The sequence below is a fragment of the Pseudomonas azotoformans genome, from assembly GCF_001579805.1.
Lineage (GTDB): Bacteria > Pseudomonadota > Gammaproteobacteria > Pseudomonadales > Pseudomonadaceae > Aquipseudomonas > Aquipseudomonas azotoformans_A.
This window is the reverse complement of the sequence record NZ_CP014546.1, coordinates 5,870,732-5,889,329: the sequence shown is the minus strand read 5'-3', so window position 1 is coordinate 5,889,329 and position 18,598 is coordinate 5,870,732. Positions and strand designations below refer to the sequence as shown.

The 18,598-nt window shown below is 62.2% G+C and carries 16 protein-coding genes; 8 read left to right on the top strand and 8 right to left on the bottom strand.

From position 1 onward, the window contains the following. From AYR47_RS26965 to AYR47_RS26945, 5 genes are all read right to left on the bottom strand, one after another. On the bottom strand, nucleotides 1-3,132 hold the full coding sequence (locus AYR47_RS26965; protein WP_061449029.1) for a hybrid sensor histidine kinase/response regulator: 3,132 nt from the start codon (nucleotides 3,130-3,132) through the stop codon (nucleotides 1-3). Nucleotides 3,133-3,214: 82 nt separating this feature from the next. Further along, nucleotides 3,215-4,408, bottom strand: a complete 1,194-nt coding sequence (locus tag AYR47_RS26960) for an EAL domain-containing response regulator (protein WP_061449028.1) — start codon at nucleotides 4,406-4,408, stop codon at nucleotides 3,215-3,217. Beyond that, nucleotides 4,395-7,199 (bottom strand): ATP-binding protein, encoded by a 2,805-nt coding sequence (locus tag AYR47_RS26955; RefSeq protein ID WP_061449027.1) that lies wholly within the window; start codon nucleotides 7,197-7,199, stop codon nucleotides 4,395-4,397. The genes AYR47_RS26960 and AYR47_RS26955 overlap by 14 nt, the downstream gene beginning before the upstream one ends. Before the next feature lie 57 nt (nucleotides 7,200-7,256). After that, nucleotides 7,257-8,237 carry a fimbrial protein gene (locus AYR47_RS26950; protein WP_061449026.1) on the bottom strand — a complete coding sequence of 327 codons (981 nt, stop codon included), beginning with the start codon at nucleotides 8,235-8,237 and terminating at the stop codon, nucleotides 7,257-7,259. Between the two features lie 23 nt (nucleotides 8,238-8,260). Continuing rightward, nucleotides 8,261-8,941: a fimbrial biogenesis chaperone gene (locus tag AYR47_RS26945; protein ID WP_061449491.1), complete on the bottom strand. Its 681-nt coding sequence runs from the start codon at nucleotides 8,939-8,941 to the stop codon at nucleotides 8,261-8,263. A gap of 206 nt (nucleotides 8,942-9,147) precedes the next feature. Between AYR47_RS26945 and AYR47_RS26940 the strand changes: the two genes are divergently transcribed. After that, on the top strand, nucleotides 9,148-9,684 hold the full coding sequence (locus tag AYR47_RS26940) for a hypothetical protein (RefSeq protein WP_061449025.1): 537 nt from the start codon (nucleotides 9,148-9,150) through the stop codon (nucleotides 9,682-9,684). A 4-nt stretch (nucleotides 9,685-9,688) separates the two neighbouring features. On the opposite strand, the gene AYR47_RS26935 is transcribed toward AYR47_RS26940, so the two are convergent. The 3 genes from AYR47_RS26935 to AYR47_RS26925 all read right to left on the bottom strand — a co-directional run bounded on the left by AYR47_RS26935 (nucleotide 9,689) and on the right by AYR47_RS26925 (nucleotide 12,947). Beyond that, nucleotides 9,689-10,885: a DUF1835 domain-containing protein gene (locus AYR47_RS26935; protein WP_061449024.1), complete on the bottom strand. Its 1,197-nt coding sequence runs from the start codon at nucleotides 10,883-10,885 to the stop codon at nucleotides 9,689-9,691. A 158-nt stretch (nucleotides 10,886-11,043) separates the two neighbouring features. Beyond that, nucleotides 11,044-11,757 (bottom strand): hypothetical protein, encoded by a 714-nt coding sequence (locus AYR47_RS26930; RefSeq protein ID WP_061449023.1) that lies wholly within the window; start codon nucleotides 11,755-11,757, stop codon nucleotides 11,044-11,046. A gap of 113 nt (nucleotides 11,758-11,870) precedes the next feature. After that, the gene (locus AYR47_RS26925; protein WP_061449022.1) at nucleotides 11,871-12,947 is read right to left on the bottom strand and encodes an aldo/keto reductase; all 1,077 of its coding nucleotides are present in this window, start codon (nucleotides 12,945-12,947) and stop codon (nucleotides 11,871-11,873) included. A 131-nt stretch (nucleotides 12,948-13,078) separates the two neighbouring features. Between AYR47_RS26925 and AYR47_RS26920 the strand changes: the two genes are divergently transcribed. The 7 genes from AYR47_RS26920 (at nucleotide 13,079) to AYR47_RS26890 (ending at nucleotide 18,550) form a co-directional block, all read left to right on the top strand. Further along, nucleotides 13,079-13,756 (top strand): ABC transporter ATP-binding protein, encoded by a 678-nt coding sequence (locus AYR47_RS26920; protein ID WP_061449021.1) that lies wholly within the window; start codon nucleotides 13,079-13,081, stop codon nucleotides 13,754-13,756. Further along, complete coding sequence (locus AYR47_RS26915) at nucleotides 13,753-14,544, top strand: ABC transporter permease (RefSeq protein ID WP_038849110.1); 792 nt, start codon at nucleotides 13,753-13,755, stop codon at nucleotides 14,542-14,544. Before AYR47_RS26920 ends, AYR47_RS26915 begins: the two co-directional genes overlap by 4 nt. Nucleotides 14,545-14,629: 85 nt before the next feature. Continuing rightward, nucleotides 14,630-14,971: a hypothetical protein gene (locus tag AYR47_RS26910; RefSeq protein ID WP_061449020.1), complete on the top strand. Its 342-nt coding sequence runs from the start codon at nucleotides 14,630-14,632 to the stop codon at nucleotides 14,969-14,971. Nucleotides 14,972-15,082: 111 nt separating this feature from the next. After that, nucleotides 15,083-15,715, top strand: a complete 633-nt coding sequence (locus tag AYR47_RS26905; RefSeq protein WP_061449019.1) for a glutathione S-transferase family protein — start codon at nucleotides 15,083-15,085, stop codon at nucleotides 15,713-15,715. Nucleotides 15,716-15,733: 18 nt separating this feature from the next. Next, a complete protein-coding gene (locus AYR47_RS26900) occupies nucleotides 15,734-16,654 on the top strand; it encodes a LysR family transcriptional regulator (protein ID WP_061449018.1) in 921 nt (306 codons plus the stop codon). Continuing rightward, nucleotides 16,654-17,538, top strand: a complete 885-nt coding sequence (locus AYR47_RS26895; protein ID WP_061449017.1) for a LysR family transcriptional regulator — start codon at nucleotides 16,654-16,656, stop codon at nucleotides 17,536-17,538. Before AYR47_RS26900 ends, AYR47_RS26895 begins: the two co-directional genes overlap by 1 nt. A gap of 79 nt (nucleotides 17,539-17,617) precedes the next feature. After that, nucleotides 17,618-18,550 carry a pyridoxamine 5'-phosphate oxidase family protein gene (locus tag AYR47_RS26890; RefSeq protein WP_061449016.1) on the top strand — a complete coding sequence of 311 codons (933 nt, stop codon included), beginning with the start codon at nucleotides 17,618-17,620 and terminating at the stop codon, nucleotides 18,548-18,550. The last annotated feature ends 48 nt before the right edge of the window (nucleotides 18,551-18,598 follow it).

Sequence of the window (18,598 nt, the reverse complement as noted above, 5' to 3'; positions counted from 1 at the left end):
TCAAGTGAGGGGAGTGGGCCCGGGCTGGAGCGTATCCAGGACGGCCGAGAGGCGTTGCATGACCGTCTTCACCTTGAGCGTCAGCGCAGTGTCGAGGCTGCCACGGTTAAGTGCGCTTTCCAGTTCGATACAGGCCTGGGCCAGGCTGTTGGCCTGCACCGCGCCCAGGGCACCGGCGACTGAATGCAGGCGTTGGCCGAGGCGGTGGGCATCGCGCTGTTCCAGCGCTTCGCCAATATGCAGCAGGTCCTGTTGCACACTGCTGATAAACAGCGGGCGCATCTTGTCCGAGAGGTGCACGGTGTCGTCAAAGGTTTCGGTGGGCGGTGCTACCTTGCACAGCTTGATCAACTGCGCGCGCAGGGTTTGCAGGCTCAGGGGCTTGACCAGCCAGGCATTCATGCCGACAGCCAGGCAGCGCACGCCTTCTTCGCGCATGGCATTGGCCGTGACGCCGATGATCGGCAAGCGGGGCGCGTGTTCGCGCAGGGTCCTGGCGAGTTCGTAGCCGTTCATCAAGGGCATGTTCACGTCGGTCAGCACCAGGTCGAAGGCCTGCGGTTGCCACAGATGCAAGGCCTGTTCGCCGTTCGAGGCCAGGCTCACCGAGCAGCCGAGTGCTTCCAGTTGCTCCTTGATGATGGCCTGGTTGATCGGGTTGTCTTCGGCCACAAGGATGCGCAGCCCCAAGCGTCCGGCGCTCTGTGGCTGGGCCGCCGGTGGTGGTTCGTGCTTGCCGTGCTGCGCCAGGGATACGGTGGCGGCAATGGCCCGCACATCGTGCATGTCGACCACCCATCCCTGCTCAGTCGGCAAGGGTGGGCTGTGGGCGCCCGGCAGGCAGATGACGCGTTGGCCGATCCAGGGTCGCGCAGGTTGATCGGGCAACATATCCACCAGCACGGCGCAATGGGCCACCGGTTCCTGGGTCGGCGCAGCCACGGCGGCTGCAATGCCCAAGCGGTTGAGCCAGTCGCACATCGATTGCGCCAATTCACGCACCGGCGCCTGCACATACACCGGCGTCGTGCTGGGTTCCACCAGGGGCAGATTCGTCAGCGCAGCGGCACACACCGGCAAGCGGATTTTCAAGGTAAAGCTGCTGCCCAGTCCGGGCTCGCTGACGACCTTGATCTGGCCGTCCATCATCTGCGCCAGCCACCGGCAGATGGGCAGCCCCAAGCCCGCACCGCCTTCACCTGCGGTGTCCGGAGCCTGGTAAAAGAGATCGAACAGTTTGGCCTGCTGTGCCTGCGCGATGCCCACGCCGGAGTCGGTCACCTGCCATTCCAGCTCCACCTGCTCAGCGTCGTGCGCGCGCACCCTGGCACGGATCACCACGCGGCCGATGTCGGTGAACTTGATCGCATTGCTCACCAGGTTGTTCAAGATCTGGCGGATACGCAGCGGGTCGCCCATGACGCTGTCCGGCAGCTGCGGGTCGATGCAACTGTAGAGTTGCAGGCCCTTGCGCTGGGCGAAGGCGGCGTAGGTGTGCAGGGTGTCTTCGAGCATGTCCAGCGGGCAGAATTCCACGGCCTCGATCGCCATTTGCCCGGACTCGATTTTCGACACATCCAACACATCGCTGATCAGCTGGAACAGCGTGGCGGACGAGCGCTGGATGGTGTGCAGGTAGGTTTTCTGATGCGGGTCCAGGTCGGTCAGGCCCAACAACTCCAAGGTGCCAAGCACGCCATACAGAGGCGTGCGGATTTCATGGCTCATGGTCGCCAGGAACAGGGTCTTGGCTTCGTTGGCTGCGTCGGCGACGCGGCGTGCGTCTTCCAGCGCCGAAGCATCCTCGATGTGCCGGGTGATGTCATTGAACGCATACAGGCGCACGTCCTGCGCCTGATAACGTGTGGACACGAAACCGATCTGCAGGTGACGGCCTTCGATCTCCAGGTGTGTCTCGCCGCTCTCGGCACTGTCGTGGGCGCCGGCCATGGCCGCGACCAGGCGTGCGGTGCCCGGCCATTGCTGGGCGCGCTGGTTCTCGATCAACACTTCGCCGTCGCTGCGGCGCACCACGCATAGCCCGGTGGGGGCGGTGTCGATGATCACGCGGCTGAACGCCACGCTTTCGGCAATGTGCTCGTGGGCCAGGCGTGCCGGTGCAATCACTTGGCGCCGATACCAGCGGCTGCCAGCCCATCCCAGCGCCAGCAGGCTGCCCAGGAACAAGGCCAGGCTGCTCAGCGGCCACACGGCGTAGTGGAAATAACGTGCGTAACTCAAGCCATAGATCGCGCTCCAGGGCTGGTCACCGGTTTGGGAAATCTTGAATTCGAAACCGTTCGAGGTGAAGTGCACGCCGTCGCTGAGCGGCGCTCCAACGACTTCCGGTCCGATCAGCCGATGACCGTCAGGGGCAATCAACGTGATGCGATCAAACGCAGAGCGCTCCAGCGCGCGCTGTACGTCGTCGGCCTGGGCCAGGTCCAGCAGCGTGCCGACCACAGCCGAGTCCGGGCCGTCGAGCGCAATACCCATATAGGCCAGCAAATGCTCAGGCGCGGGCCCGGCCTGCCAGTACACGCGCTCGGGTTCCAGGCCCGGCGGCGTCTGCGCCAGGGCTTCCTGCACCGCGTTGACCCGCCCCGGCGGCGAGTCCACGGCGGGGATATCAATGGCGTAATTCGCCTGGCGGTTGAACACGAACGTCTGTGGCGCCCCGTACGGCGAGGAGGACCAAAAGGCACTGTAGTAACTGGTGAGATGAGCGCCCAACGCGAATATCCGCGGCCGGGCGCTGACACCCACGCGCTGCTCATCGAACGCCACGCTGAATGGCACTGAGAATGAGTACTTCTGGCCCTCGTACAAGGTGCGACGAGTGTCGACCATACGGCTTTTGAGGCTGACTTGGACGTTGGTGGCGCGCAACAATTCGGCCTGGATGCCGGGATGCGCCAAGTTCTTGAGGAACGCTTCCTGCTGCGCCAGGTTTTCCATCAGTCGGGCGAAGTGAAACCGCATGGCGCCATAGCGGATATCGACGCCGCGTTGCAGCGACCAGTAGTTGGTGAGGGCCAGCAGCAACGCGACCCCGAACATCAGCATCAGGCCTTTGTTCAAGCGCAATGAGCTTCGGGTGAAGGCTTCGAGGATCGCGTTGTTGTGCTTCATCAAGGACGTCCGCAGGCGGAGAAAAAATCGGCACTGGATGGAGCTTAGCCCCTCTCTGCAACAAAAGATCCGTGCCTGGCGCCTAATGAGATGTCGCGGGGCCATCATTGTTCAGAAGTTGTTGAAATTGTTCGGAAGATACCGCGTGGGAGATCAAGAACCCCTGCACCTGGTTGCAGTCGATCTTGCGCAGCAGGGCCAGTTGTTGTGGGGTTTCCACCCCTTCGGCGACCACGGTCAGGCCCAGCTTGCGGCCCAGGCTGATGATGCTCGCCAGGGCCGATGCCATGCCTTCGTTGTCGTGGCAGCCCTGGACCAGCGCCTGGTCGATCTTGAGTTCGGTAAACGGCGTGGAGACCAGGTTGAGGTACGAGCTGTAGCCTTTGCCGAAATCATCCTGGGACAAGCCAAATCCCTTGATCCGCAGGCGGCAGGCACCGGCGTAGAAGTTGCTGATGTCCTGGGGCACCGAGCACTCCATCAGCTCGAAACAGATCATGCCGGGGATGCCGTCGTGCAGCAGCACGAACTCCAGCAAACGGTCGGCCAGATCATGGCTGTTGAGTAAATGGGTCGGCAGGTTGATCGACACCGGGATGTCATAGCCGCGCAGGCACCATTGTTTTTGCGCGTAGATTGCTTGCTTGAGTACCAGCCACAACAGGCGCTCTTCCAGTTCGAAGGCTTTGATCGCCTCCAGAAAGGCGCCGGGCAACATCACGCCTTGCTCGGGGTGCATCCAGCGCACCAGTGCTTCGGCGGCGACGATGCGACCGTTGGCCAGGGACTTCTTGGGTTGGAACCAGGCTTGCAACTGGCCGTTGCCCATGGCCTGGATCAGCGTGTGACGGTCGATGTCGAGGTGTTTGGTCGGCAGAGGAGAGGGCGTGCGCATCTTGTGCCTGAGTTGCTCGACCAGGCTACGCAGGGCGTCGGCAGCCACCGGTTTGGAGATCAGCCCGATCACTTCCACGTCCAGGTTCTTGGCCACCAGGCTGGCGGCCATCAACATACGCCGCGACGCCACGCTCATGATTGCCAGTGCCGGCTTGCAGCGCAGGCTGGCCAGGCTTTGAATGAATTGCACACCGTCCATGCCGGGCATCAGCAGGTCGGTGAGCACCAGGTCGAAGTCCCGTTGGCGAAGACGTTCCAGCGCTTCTTTGCCATCCTGGGCGGCTTCGAGCATGAAATCCCCCAACTCACTGAGCAGGTGCTGCAAGTAGATGTGCTGCAGAGGATGGTCCTCGACGATCAAAATACTAAGGGGCTTCATGAATGATCCGTGCATAAGGCGCCAGGGAATTGAAGAGCGCCCGCAACGCGAAAGGCTTGACCAGGCAATGGTTCATGCCGGCGGCCAGGCACAGGTCTGCCTCGCCGCGCATCGCGTTGGCGGTGGCCCCGATAATCGGCAACGGGCAGCCCTGGCGCCGCAGTTCCCGCGCCAGTTCGTAGCCGTTGATGTGGGGCATGTTTACATCGGTCAGCACCACGTCGAAGGTGCCGGCGGTGTAGAGCTGCAACGCTTCATGACCATCGGCGGCCAACTCCACGGTGCAGCCGAGTTCTTCCAGTTGGTCGCGCAATATCAGCTGGTTGATGATGTTGTCTTCGGCCACTAGCAGGTGCAGGTTGAGTTTTTTCAGGTCGCGCTGGCGTGTCTGTTCGTCGGCGCGTGCCACCCACAACCCCTGTGCCTGGCTGACCGCTTGATGGATCGCACTCAGGTGGTTGAGGTTGACGTGCCATGCGCCGGCCTCATCCGGCGGGGGGCTGCTGGCGTTGCTGCTGGCATGGATGACCGGGCCCGCCCAGTCGGCGACCAGCAACGGGTCAACGTTGCCGGGGTGCAGTTGCAACAGCAGGTGCCCGTCGGTCTGCGCCGGCAGGGCGGTCTGCGCGCGTGCGCCCCAGCGGCGTAGCCAGCCGCTGATCGCGTTCGCCAGTTCCGGGATGGGCGAGGCGATGTAAATGGTTTCGGCCAGCAGGGCTGGCAAGGGTGGGGTGGGGGCTTCTTCCAGGGGCAAGGTCAGGCTGAAGCTGCTGCCCAGGCCCAATTCGCTGACCATGCGGATATTGCCGTTCATCAACTCGGTGAGGCGCTGGCAGATCGGCAGGCCCAGGCCGGTGCCGGCGACCACGTTGGTGTTGCCTTCGCTCTGGTAGAACGGCTCGAAAATCAGCGCCTGGTCTTCCTGGGCGATGCCTTTGCCGGTGTCCGAGACCTGCCACAGCAGGCTGGAACGCTCGCCGTCGCGCCCCAGGACTTTGACGCGCAGCACCACGCGTCCGTAGTCGGTGAACTTCACGGCGTTATTGAGCAGGTTGTTCAGGATCTGGCGGATGCGGGTCACGTCGCCGATCAAGCGTTCCGGTAGCTTGGGGTCGAAGCAGGCATAGAGTTGCAGGCCTTTGCCCTGGGCGGCTGCCGCGTAGCCCTGGATGATTTCGTGTACCAGGTCCAGCGGCGAGAATTCGCTCAACTCCAGGGCCAGTTGCCCGGCTTCGATCTTCGACACATCCAGCACATCGCAGATCAGTTGCAACAAGGTCGAGGAGGAGCCTTCGATTGCGTGCAGGTAGTCTTTCTGCTGGGTGTCCAGTTGGGTGCGCGCCAGCAGTTCGAGGGTGCCGAGCACGCCATACAACGGCGTGCGGATCTCGTGGCTCATGGTCGCCAGAAACAGGGTTTTCGCCGCGTTGGCGGCATCGGCCGATTGCCGGGCTTCTTCCAGCGCCGCTTCGACCTGCTTGCGTGCGCTGATGTCGCTGAAGGCGCAAAACAACACGTCTTCGCCTTTGTAGCGAGTGGGCGCACTGCTGAGGTAGAGGTGACGACCGTCGATGGTTTCAAAGTAGTCGCTGCGTTCGGACGGTCCGTTCGCGAAGGCTTGCTCGATCCAGCCGTCGCGCAAGGCTTCGCGCTCCGGACCGGCCCCCAGCCATTGCTGCGCCAAGGTGTTTTCCAACACCACCTGGCCGTCGGTACGGCGCAAGACACACAGCGCGACAGGCGCGGTCTGGATCACATCGCGGCCGAACGCTTCGCTTTCGATCAAGGCCTGGATGCGATGGATCGAGGGGATGATGAAGCGTTGGTCAACCCGGCGCATCACCAGCCAAATCAGCGTCACGCTGAACAAGCAGAACAGCAGCGAGCCTAGCAACTGCTTCCATAGGCCACTGACCACCGCGCGCAGGTCGATGGAGTACATCAATTGCCAGTCCGAGGACTTCAAGTGCTTGCGGATCACCAAGTGATCGGGCAACCAGCCGTTGCCGACAAACCCGAAAAAGCTGTCCTCTCCCGGCCTCAGGCGTTGCTGGCTGAGCTGTGCGTTGTCACTGTTGGTGAACACCAGCATGCCTTGGGAACTGAGCATCATGAACTCGCCGGCACTTTTGTCGCTGAGGGCGGAGGACACTTCGCGGCTTTCCATCTCCATGCCGAGCCAGCCGGATTCAGGGTCGCGTTCATCCAGGCGGATAAAGATGTACAGGTGCGAATGGCCCTCGGTCCTGTCACTCAGCCATAACTCATTGAGTGTGCTGGGATCGCCGTGTTGCACGGCCTTGAGGCGGTTGAGCAGGCACTTGGAGATTGGCAGCACCTGGGTGGTGGCATCGTACAGCCGCGTCACCTGCGGCGTGGGCCCCGCGTTCACGTACAACAAGTTGAGCTGTTTGGCCTTGAGGTACTCACGCATCCGCGTGGTCAGCCAGATGCTCCACTGGTTGTCCGGCGAATCGCCGAGTTGCAGGTGCTGTTCTTCCGGAGAGAAGGTGTAGACCGGTGTTTTCGAGGGCCGCCGTACCGCCGACAGGCTAAGGCTTTCGAGCAAGGCCTCGCGGTTGGTGAAAAAGGTGTGGGCCTCGGCGATGGCACTGCTCATGTAGCCGCGGCGCTGGGAAATATCATTGTTGAAGGTGGACAGCAGAAAAGTGTAGACCCCGCTCAATATGCCGATCAGCAGCACAGTCGCAAAAATACGCAGCAGCCTTCTGGCAGCTTCGGGTCGGGAGAGGACGGGGTTGATCTGGAGCAGATAACTTTTCAATCGCATCGGCAGACTTTAAGTGCCGGCCGACACCGATGGCATAAGACGATCCTTAAAAGTCAGCTATTTGTAATACATATCGACCACCACGGCGGCGTCAAACGCGCCGGGGATCGGCAGGGTGCGCCATTTCAGGTCGGCACGGAATTCATCGTGGCTCTGGCCCAGCCCCATCAGTTCCTGCAACGTAAACCAGTTGTTGAAAGGCAGCTGTTGCTGGCTCTCCGCGCGGGATAATGCGATGCCCACGGAGTTGTTGTTGTCCGGTACCAGCAGGCCATTGACCACTGCGCCACCGCCCGGCGTGGTCGCGAAGCGCGCACTGACGGTGTAGGGCGTGTCGCAACCCTTGCGCAGGTTCAGGCTGAAGTTCGCGGTGCTGGCGACTTCACCGATCGCCGCTTTGCGCGAAGGCGTCGGGAAGTTGACCACGCTGGGGGTGATGGTCAGCTCCGGCGTACAGGGCACGAATCGGATGCCGTTCATGCCCGTCACCACGTAGTTGAAATTGCTGTTGGGCCGTGAGTTGAGGCCACGCACGCCGTCCAGCTGGAACACGCGATAGGAGGTCAGCGTACTGGCCTGGCCACTGGGTGGCGTAGGGTCGTATTTCTCGATGAAGACACTGAAGTTGAGGGTAAAGCGCGCCTTGTCCCAGCCCACACAGTTGGCGGTGCAGCCCCGGTCGGAAAAGAACCCGGTGCCGACCTTGCCGGTGCTCTGGGTGATCGGCTGGTTGTTGTAGCGGATGCCCACGCGGATACCGGTGCCGATACTCACGTTGGCCGGGTTGACGTAGAAATACACCTCTTCACGGCCATGGTTGTAGTCGTCCTTGCAGATCACATTTGTCGTGCGCGGGCCGGACTCCCAGATGATGGTGCCGTTGGGCGCATCGGCGGCCACCGCCAGCGCGGTCCCCAGCGCTTCCTGGGTGATGATCGAGCCGCTGCCGTCTTCTCGACAGGCCAGCGCGTGACTGGTGGCCGGTAGGGCCGCGCAGGCCCAGAGCAGCATCGGCAGAAGTCGTCGGGTGAGTGACATAGGTGCAAATACCTCGCGGTCTATCACTTGAGCACCGCGCTGTGGCGGGCCTGCAAGCCGATATCGGTGATTTCGGTGAAGTGGAGGGGGGTGCCTTTGATGATCGCGCCCGGTGCGTCCAGGGTTTTGCGCTCGTTGGGCTTGAGCAGCAGGTAATCACTGAGGGCCCAGGTGTCGGCGTGCAGGTTGACCAGCGACACGTGAAACGCACTGGGATTGCTGACCGTGACACGGCGCCCGTCCGTGCTCCAGACCAACTGCTGCACCGCTTGCGCCGAACCGCCGGCCAGCGTCGGCGGGCGATAGAACAGCTTGAGGCGTTGGCGGATCGCGAACTGCACGCTGTTGGGGCTGTCGGGCTTGAGCGGGATTTCCAGGATGTTGAGCCAGAACAGCGATTCACGGTGTGTGGGCAACCCCTCGCCGGCGTACAGGATGCGCAGTTGGTGATGCTCGCCGGGCCCTAGCCGAACCAGGGGTTCGGTGGCGACAAAAGGGACGTCGCCATTGGGCGGTGTGTCTTCGCCACTGATCCAGGTTTGCACCACCACTTCGCGGGCGGCCTGGTTGACCACACCGATGGTGGCGCCCCTGTCCTGGCCCAGGTAGATCAGGCGCGTGCCTTCGATTTTCAGTGCCGCCCGGGCCGGCGGTGCGAGGGTCAGCAGTACGCCGGTCAGCAGCAGTAGGCGCAGTAGAAACATGAACACAGAGAAATTCCATGGCGGCGTTCGAGACGCGGGCCATGGTAGGGAGGCTTGGAGGGAAAGGCTTTGAGGCGATTCTTAAAAGAACCGGCATGCCCAGGGTAACCGTTTCAGATTCGCCTTAAAGTCAGGCCTCGTTCCGGACGGTTACCGTGATCACCGTTGAATGATCGACGCTGATGCCCAACTGTCAGGTTTACCCTATGCCCAATAAAGCGTTACGCCTGCTGATTGCCGATGCGGACCTACTGCAGCGAATCAAGATCGAGAAAATGCTCAACCAGCTGGGCTATTACCGCATCGCCCCGCTGAGTTCCTTCGATGAGCTGCAAGCGTTGACGCGCTCGGAAGGCGTGGCATTCGACCTGTTGATCATCGACACTGCGCTGGTGCGCTCGCGACAGGTGAACCTGCTGAAGTACTGCCACGACAACCGACTGATTCGCCATACGCTGATCTATGACGGGCAATGCGCGCAGAGTTCGCTGGTCTCCGTGTCCGTGAGCCAGACCCTGCATTTGGCGCTGTCACAGTCACCGGACTTCAACTCGTTGCGCCGCTGCATGGAAATCGTCGACCCGGCGCACGCCGTGCCATCGGTGGAGCGGCCGACGTTGCGAGCCGTGGATACGGACGGTGCGGCGCCGCGTACGAGCAGGCTGTCGATTGCCACGCGAACCACCTACCTGGGAGACCCGGCGGTGGTTGCGTGTGCCATCGGCTTGTCACCCAAGCGGTGAGGCGTCAGCCACGCCAGTGGGGGAGGGCGTCTTGGTCTATCGTCCAATGGGGCTGGCCGGGTCTCAAGGACACGCCGCCGACCCAACGCTCATGGCTGGCATGGTCGAGCCAATACGCGTCACCGCTCAGCACCTGATGCGCCAGGGGCGTCAGCCTCAACTCGCGTTGCGGCCAGTCCTTGTGCGTATCGGACTCTGTGAGCAAGGGGGCGTCACCGTCAATCAACGGCCGCATCAGCGCATGAAACATCATGTCCCCCAGAAACGGCAGTGGTTCGCGCTTGGCCATCAATTCGGCAAATACCCGACCGAAGGGTGTTGGCCCGACGTCGGCCAGGTACGTCAGGGCCAGGCGTTCGGTCAGGGATAAGCCATCGCGCGCGCCTGGCAGTTCCTGCAACTGGCGTAACAGCGCCGGGGCCAACAAGGGCAGGGCAGGATGCTTGTGGTGGGCCATTTCCGCCCACTTGACTGGCGAACTGTCGCAATACGCCGACCAGGCCTCTTTGGCGAGTTCCACGGCGTCATCATCGATCAAGCGCCGTTGCGGCCACAGCCACGCCAATACATCCGGCGCCAATTGGCCGATGCCGATAAAGCGTTGCACGCCGGGAATGCGGTCTACCTCGATCAGTTCCAGCTTGCGCGGCGCCTGCTCAAGGCTGGCGAGCGCGCGGATCAGGAACAGTTGGTCATAGGCATCCGCTTCGCACCACAGCACACTGTGTTCGGCGCTGGCCAAGGCTTCGAGATGGTCGTATTCGGCGTCGACACGGCGTGCGGCGTCTGCTTCATCGATGGCAAAGGCCTGGCTGATAAAAGCGCTGCGCATCGCACGGAAGGCTTGGCTGGGCAAATCGCGGACCGGGCCCATGCACAGCGGGTCGGTGAGCATCCGGAACTGCCCTTTGAACCCCGCCAGTTGGAGGCTGTGGGCGATGTCATTGCCGCAGCGCCAATGGGTGGTACGGGCTTCGTCGCTGGCGGCAAAGTCGGGGTGGCGGGCGGCGAAGTCGATGGCGTCGACATGCGCCTTGAGCTTGGGCCAACTGCTGAAACCCAGCTGCTTGGCGATTTCCCACTGAGCCTGGGACAAGGTCGCGTTCGGGTCTGCGGCTTTGAGGCGTGGCAGCAGTTCCTTGGCGAGCTTGCGCTGTTGCTCAAGGTTGAGGCGGCCATCGGTATTGAAGTGGCGGTACATACGATCTCCTTGCACAAACCTTTTCCGCTTCAAGGTGGGGAGTCGTAGAAAAAGAGGATGTTGCAGTGTCTTGGGCGCAGCCCTTTCCGCGGAAGGTGGCGTAGAGAGCGCCAGGCGGGAAATATAGGCAGTGCTGCGCCCGATTGCAAATATACGGGTCAGCCGGGCTTTTTCAGCAGCGTTTCGGGCCCCGTGGTCGAACGGATACTGTCTTTGGGAACTCGGCGTTTCTGGAACCGGACTTCGCCGCCCTCACTGTGTTTTTCCACCAGGTACAACAGGTCGTCGCTTTCGCCGACGATACAGGCAGTGACCACATCGAGGTTGTTGAGTTGGAGGATTGAAGGCTTGCAATCACGAATCTCTTCGTAGGCCCTCAGCTTGCCATGGGCCATCGACTGCGCGTACGCCAGCGACCAGATGATCCAGGCAAAAAATGCCAGAAGGCTGATCAGCAGTGTGCCGGATATCGGCGTTGGGGCTTTTCTGTAGCTCTTCTCCAGCCTGCGCAGCATTCGATAGCGACGTGTGTGGGTGCTCAGTTCCCGAGTGGGTAAAACACGGTCAGGGTTTTCGGTGAAGTACATCAGGCAAGCGAACACCAGGACCGCTGCGCAGACGATAAGCAAGGCAGCCAGTTTGACCAGAATGTCATTTCCGCCGTACACCACGTAGTGATAAGTGTCGTAGCCGAGACGGTTGACGGGCACGCCGAGCGCGTTGTTATACGCCTCCAGATAGGCGTAGCCATTTGAGTAAAACAGCGCAAACAACAGCAGCATGATCGGCAGGCTTTGGCGCTTTATCAGTCGCCACAGCCACGCTGCGCTCAAGCGGGAGGCGGGGGCATTGGATGCTTTCGGTTCGTCCATGAGGGCTCCTTTTATAGGAGCGCGAGTCTAGCGAGCAGGCTGTGCTTTGCCCAGGCCGCCTGCCGACACGATGCATAGAAAGAGGCAGCCTTGCGCACAAGGCTACCGGGGCGTTATTTGTCCTTGCGCGCATCCAGTGTCTTCTGATGCTCTGCCAGAAACGGCTGCTCCGCCGGATCAAAGCGGTCGATCCCGGCGGTAAAGCGATGCCAGTAGGGGTACAACGGCTGGCGACGCGTCACGGCTTCGATGCGTGAGGACTGTTCCTGGGTGAGCTTCAATTCAGTGGCAGCCAAGTTGTCGCGCAAGTGCGCTTCGGTGCGGGCGCCGACGATCAGCGAAGTGATCCCCGGTCGATCCTTGAGCCATGCCAGGCACGTGCGGGCGACCGAGACGCCGTGCTCATCACCGACGGCGGCAAGGGTTTCGATGATGTCGAGCGCACGCTCTTGGTCATGCACGTAAGGTTCTGGCCAACCGCTACCCTGGCGGGTGTTGGCGGGCGGCTTGTGGCCACGACGGGTGGACCCGGTCAACAGGCCTTCGCCCATTGGGCCCCACACCAGTGTGCCCACCGACTGGTCCAGTGCCAGCGGCAGCAGTTCGTACTCGGCTTCGCGGGATTCTGGTGTGTAGTAGATCTGTTGGGTGATGGGTTTGAGCATGCCGTGCAGTTCGGCCTTGCCCAGGGTCTTCATCATTTGCCAGGCGGTGAAGTTGCTGGTGCCGAAGTAGCGGATTTTCCCCGAACCCACCAGCAGCCGCAGCGCTTCAAGGGTTTCCTCAATGGGGGTCATGCCGTCCCAGTTGTGCAGTTGGTAGAGGTCGATATGGTCGGTACCCAAGCGTTTCAAACTGGCTTCGCACGCGCGAATCAGATGGTAGCGTGAAGAACCTGAGTTGTTGGGGTTGTCGTCCACCGGGCTGCGGCCCTTGGTGGCCAGCAGGATATCGTTGCGTTTGTCACCCAAGGCTTTGCCGACCACTTCTTCGGCCAGGCCGTGGGAGTAGAGGTCGGCGGTGTCGACCATGTTCACCCCCGCGTCGAACGCGATATCGAACATGCGTTTGGCCAGGGGCACATCCACCGATCCGCATTTCTCAAACTCGGCGCGACCGCCAAAGGGCACGGTGCCCAGGATGATTTCGGATACCAGCAGGCCGGAATGGCCCAGTTGTCGGTATTGCATGTTGCCTCCTCGGTAATGCTGAACCTAGAGTTCTGAGCCACACCGGCTGCGATAGTTTGAATTTTTTGAATGAAATCCCGGCGAGTGTGCCTCACCATTGCCTCATCCAGATTGAGAGGAACACCGCGTCCATGAGCGCACTGATCGAAACCCGCGCCCTCACGCGCATGGACGAGCGCCGCCACGTGGCCTTGCTCCAGCCCACCGATTTCACCTTGAATGCCGCCGACCGCGTGTCGATCACCGGCGCGTCCGGCTCCGGCAAAAGTGTGTTCCTGCGTGCACTGGCGCTTTTGGACGCGCCCAGTTCCGGGCAGATCCTGTGGAATGGCCAGCCGATCGGCAACGCGCAGATTCCCCACTACCGCTGCCACATCAGCTACCTGTCGCAACGCCCGGCACTGCTCGACGGCACGGTGGAAGACAACCTGCGTTTCCCTTTCAGCCTCAAGACCTCGCGCAAACGCCGCTTCGACCTGGCCACGGTGACCACGCTGCTGGGTCACGCCGGCAAGACCCCGGACTTTCTGGCCAAGCGCGCCGCCGACCTGTCGGGCGGTGAATCCCAAGTGGTTTCGTTGATCCGCACCCTGCAACTCAGTCCCGAAGTGCTGTTGCTCGACGAACCCACCGCCGCCCTCGATCCCACCTCATCCCGCGAAGTGGAAGCGCTGATCGACGCCTGGTTTGCGGCTGATCGCGCCCGAGCCTGTATCTGGGTCTCTCACGACCTGGACCAGGCCCGGCGCATGAGCAACATCCATTGGCAGATGAGCGCCGGTGTATTGAGTGGAGCGACCCAGCCATGAACTATCAGAACCTGACCGCACTGGACATGGGCATCGCCGCCTCGCTGATCCTGGTCAACGGCGCGCTCTCGCTGCTGCTGCGCCTGGGCCTGGAGCGCCAGTTGTTGTGGGCGGCGGTGCGCACGGTGGTGCAGCTGCTGGCCATCGGTTACCTGCTGGGCTGGGTGTTCGAGTTCGCTTACTGGTACGTGGTACTGCCGTTGATGTGCGCCATGACCCTGATCGCCGGTATTTCGGCAGCGGGGCGTGGGCGGCGGACGTACCGGGGGCAGCGCGTCGACAGCATCCTCTCGGTGTGGGGCAGTTCGTGGCTGGTGACGGCGGTGGGTTTGTTTGCGGTGATCCGCATCCATCCGTGGTACGAACCGCAGTATGCGATCCCGATCCTTGGCATGATCCTGGGCAATACCCTGACCGGCGTGTCCCTGGGCATCGAACGCATGACCCAGGAACTGACGTCGGGACGCAACACCATCGAAATGATCCTCGCTCTCGGCGGCTCGCGCTGGGAAGCCGCGCAGGAAGCCATCCGCCAGGCTGTGCGCGCCGGGATGATCCCGACGCTGAACCAGATGACCGTGGTGGGCATCGTCAGCCTGCCCGGCATGATGACCGGGCAGGTGTTGGCGGGGGAGAGCCCAGTTGACGCGGTGCGGTATCAGATCGTGATCATGTTTCTGATTGCCGCGTCTTCGGCGTTGGGCACGGTGGGGGCGGTGCTGCTCACCTATCGGCGACTGTTTTCGGTGAGTCATCGGTTTTTGCGCGAGCGCCTGCAGGAGCGTTGAAGGTTCGTAAAAGTTGTATTTATCGCCATGGGGTCGTTGATTTATCAATACAGGCTCATTCAGCCAAGACCCATGAAGGTGAACAATGAAGGTTGTCAGTGTTTCAGCGCTGCTGTTTCTTACCATGCTGTTCAACGTCAACGCCCAGGCGGTGGGCAGCCACGACGCGCAATGCCAGGCGCAATGGTACCGGTCATCGGCCAGTGCGCACTGCACCGGCAGTGATTGGACCACTCAAGCGCCGCCGGGAACGTGCAACTTCCACCAAATGTGTATAGGGACCGGCGAAGTCATAAAAGATGCGCCTCACACGCCCTCAAAAGACCGTGTGACAAAGGACCGAAACCACAATGACCTCAGCGTTTCCCTGGACGACGCAGGCAAACTGTCGAACTGCAACGGCGTGTTGAAAGTGGGGGCCTGCTGAGGCCTATTGTTTCATTGAGTGAAATGCTGGATTGTAAATCCTGGTGATTCCTTCGATCAGGACCGCAGTGGAACATGCCTGGCGTCGATACCCAATCTTTTGGAGCCTTTCATGTCCCAGCCTGCGATCAAACTCTACGGTTTCCCCTTGTCCGGCCACTCCCACCGGGTCGAGCTGATGCTGTCCCTGCTCGGCCTGCCCACGGACTTTGTGCTGGTGGACCTCAAGCAAGCCGCCCACAAAACGCCCGAATTCATTGCGGCCATCAACCCGTTCGGCCAGGTGCCAGCCATCGATGACAATGGTGTCGTGCTGGCGGACTCCAACGCGATCCTGATTTACCTGGCGAACACCTACGGCAAAGGCCAATGGCTGCCGAGCGACCCGGTGGGCCAAGCCCGTGTGCAGCGCTGGCTGTCGACTGCTGCCGGCCAGTTGCATGCGGGGCCTGCCTCTGCACGACTGGCCACGGTGTTTGGTGCCGAAGTCGACACCGTCAACGCCATTACCCGTTCCCATGCGTTGCTGAAACTGGTGGAAGCGCAACTGAGCCAGAGCCGTTTCCTGGCCGGCGAGCAACCCACCATTGCCGATGTGGCGTTCTACACCTATAGCGCTCACGCGCCGGAAGGCAATGTTTCGCTGGCCGACTACCCTCATGTACGCGCCTGGCTCGCCAGTATCGAGGCGCTGCCGGGGTTCGTGGGCATGCCGCGCACGGCGGTGGGGTTGCAGTCGCAATAACTTTCTAGAGGCGTGCCGATGGACCGATTTCATGAAATGCAGGTGTTCCTGGCGGTGGCCGAGGAGGAGGGCTTCGCCGCTGCCGCGCGCCGCCTGAAAACCTCGCCTCCCAGCGTGACCCGCGCCATCGCCGCCATGGAGGAACGCATCGGCACTCAATTGCTGGCGCGCACCACCCGCAGCTTGCATCTCACCGAAGCCGGCCAGCGTTACCTGGAAGATTGCCGGCGCATCCTGGCCGAGCTCGATGAAGCCGAGGAAGCGGCGGCGGGCAGTTATTCCATCCCCTGCGGCCATTTGACGGTGACCGCGCCGGTGCTGTTTGGCGAGCTGTATGTGGCGCCGGTGCTGGGGGAGTATCTGGATCGGTTCCCCTTGGTAAATATCAACGCCTTGCTGGTCGATCGTGTGGTCAACATGACCGACGAAGGGGTGGACGTGGCGGTGCGTATCGGTCACTTGCATGAACCGGGGCAGCAGGCGATCAAGGTCGGCGAAGTGCGCCGGGTGGTCTGCGCAGCGCCGGCCTATCTCGAACAACACGGGCGGCCTACGCATCCGTCGCAGTTGCGTGAGGCCAAGATCGCCACGTCGTCGTCCAGCTCACTGGTGAGTGGCTGGGAATTCGTCGACGGCGGCCAACCCTTGAGCGTGTCCATCGAACCGCGTCTGGTGGTCACGGCGAACAATGCCGCGATCAACCTGGCGCGCCAAGGCTGGGGCATGACGCGGGTGTTGTCCTATCAAATCGCAGCGGCGGTGGCGGCGGGTGAACTGGAGATTGTCCTCCAAGCCTATGAGGCGGCGCCGCTGCCGATCCAGGTGGTGTTCCAGAAAAATGGCCGGGTGCCGGCCAAGATCAACACCTTTGTCGACTTCCTCACCCATCGCCTGGGCCAGGACGCTGCCCTGAACCCGGCGATGAAACGGCGCAGCTGATGGAGCGTTATCGCGATATGCAGTTGTTCGCCGCGCTGGCTGGGCAGCCGAGCCTGGCCTCGGCGGCGCGTGACGCTCAGGTCTCGGGCCCGACCCTGGTACGCGCGATTGCCCGCCTGGAAGCGCGTTTGCGCGTGCCGTTGCTGGCGCGCAGCACGCGCGGCGTGAGCCTCACCGGCGCCGGCAACGCCTACCTGGCGGACTGCGTACGCCTGCTCGCTGCGGTGGACGCCGCCGAAGCCTCGGCCAAGGGGCTGCACGTGCAGGCCCAGGGCAACTTGCGGGTGTTTTTGCCCTTCCTGTTCAGTCGTTATGTGATGGCGCCGGTCCTGGCTGACTATTTGGACCGCTATCCCGAGGTGAACCTGGTCGTCAGCTACCACGACTATTATCCGAACCTGCATGAAGAAGGGCTCGACGTCGCCATCCTCGTCGGTGAACTACCCGATTCGTCATTGATTGCCCGACCGCTGGGGCAGGTGCGCCCTATTCTCTGCGCCAGCCCCGACTATCTCGCAGCTCACGGCGAGCCCCGACACCCGGACGACCTCAAGCAGCACCGGCTGATCGCCAGCGCCCATCAGGTGCATTGGGATTTCCAGGGCTACCCACTCAAGGCCCGCGCCCGACTCGGCTGCGCCACAGTACAGGGCGCGATCAATGCGGCGGTGCAGGGTGCGGGGTTGATCCGCTGCCTGAGTTATCCGGTGCACGAACACCTGCAGAGTGGGCAACTGCGTCGCGTCTTGCCGGATTTTGAACTGCCGCCACTGCCTGTGCAGGTGGTGTACCGCGAAGGCCGCAATGCGCCAATGCGCGTGCGCAGTTTTGTCGACCACTGCGTCATGGCGCTGCGCGAACACCCGGCATTTCAGCTGGCGTAATGGTGGATTGCCTGGCGTGGTAATTCTCACGCCGGCTGGCAGGGCGCAGCATCGACACATCCAACCTGAGGTGCTCGCCATGAACCTGATCGAACAATCTCCCTGGCATGCCGGCGAACGGCAGATACAAGAGGCGGTGGGCGTGGCCGACCGCATGGCGGTGGTCGGGCCGAAGGTGATCCGTGATCACCTGCCGGAACAGCACCGGGATTTCTACCCCTTGTTGCCTTACCTGATACTGGGTGCGGTGGACGAGCAGGGCCTCCCTTGGGCGACGATGATCGAAGGCGCGCCAGGCTTTGCCCACTCGCCGGACCCACAGACCCTGCAGATCGACAGCCTGCCGTCCGCGACCGACCCGGCCCGCAACGCCCTGCGTGAAGGGGCCGCCGTCGGCCTGCTGGGCATCGACCTCAACACCCGGCGCCGCAATCGCATGAACGGCCGTGTCGGCGCACTCGATCACGACGGCTTTTCGGTTGATGTGGTGCACACCTTCGGCAATTGCCCCAAGTACATCCAACTGCGCCCGGTCGACGGCATCGCGCGTAAACCCGGCACGGTGGTCGAACGCTTCAACGACCTGGACGCAGCCGCCCAAACCCTGATCCGCAACGCCGACACGTTGTTCGTCGCCAGTTACGTCGAGCTGGACGGCCAACGTTCGGTGGATGTTTCTCATCGAGGCGGCAACACGGGTTTTGTGCGGGTCGAAGGCAATGTACTGACCATCCCCGACTTTGCCGGCAACCTGTTTTTCGCCACCCTGGGCAACCTGCAAGTCAACCCGGTGGCGGGGTTGTTGTTCATCGACTTTGAATCGGGGGACGTGCTGCAAGTGACGGGGCGCACCACGTTGATTCTGGACGGCCCGCAAGTGGCGCTGTTCGAGGGCGCCCAGCGACTGTGGACGGTGACGGTGGAACAGGTGGTGCGCCGCCCGGCGGCCTTGGCGTTGCGGTGGCAGTTCGCGGAGTTTTCGCCGTTCAGTCTGGCGATGGCGAGTTGGTAGCGGGGGTATTCGTGCCCCTTGGTTAACACTCAATTGCGCCATGCCCGG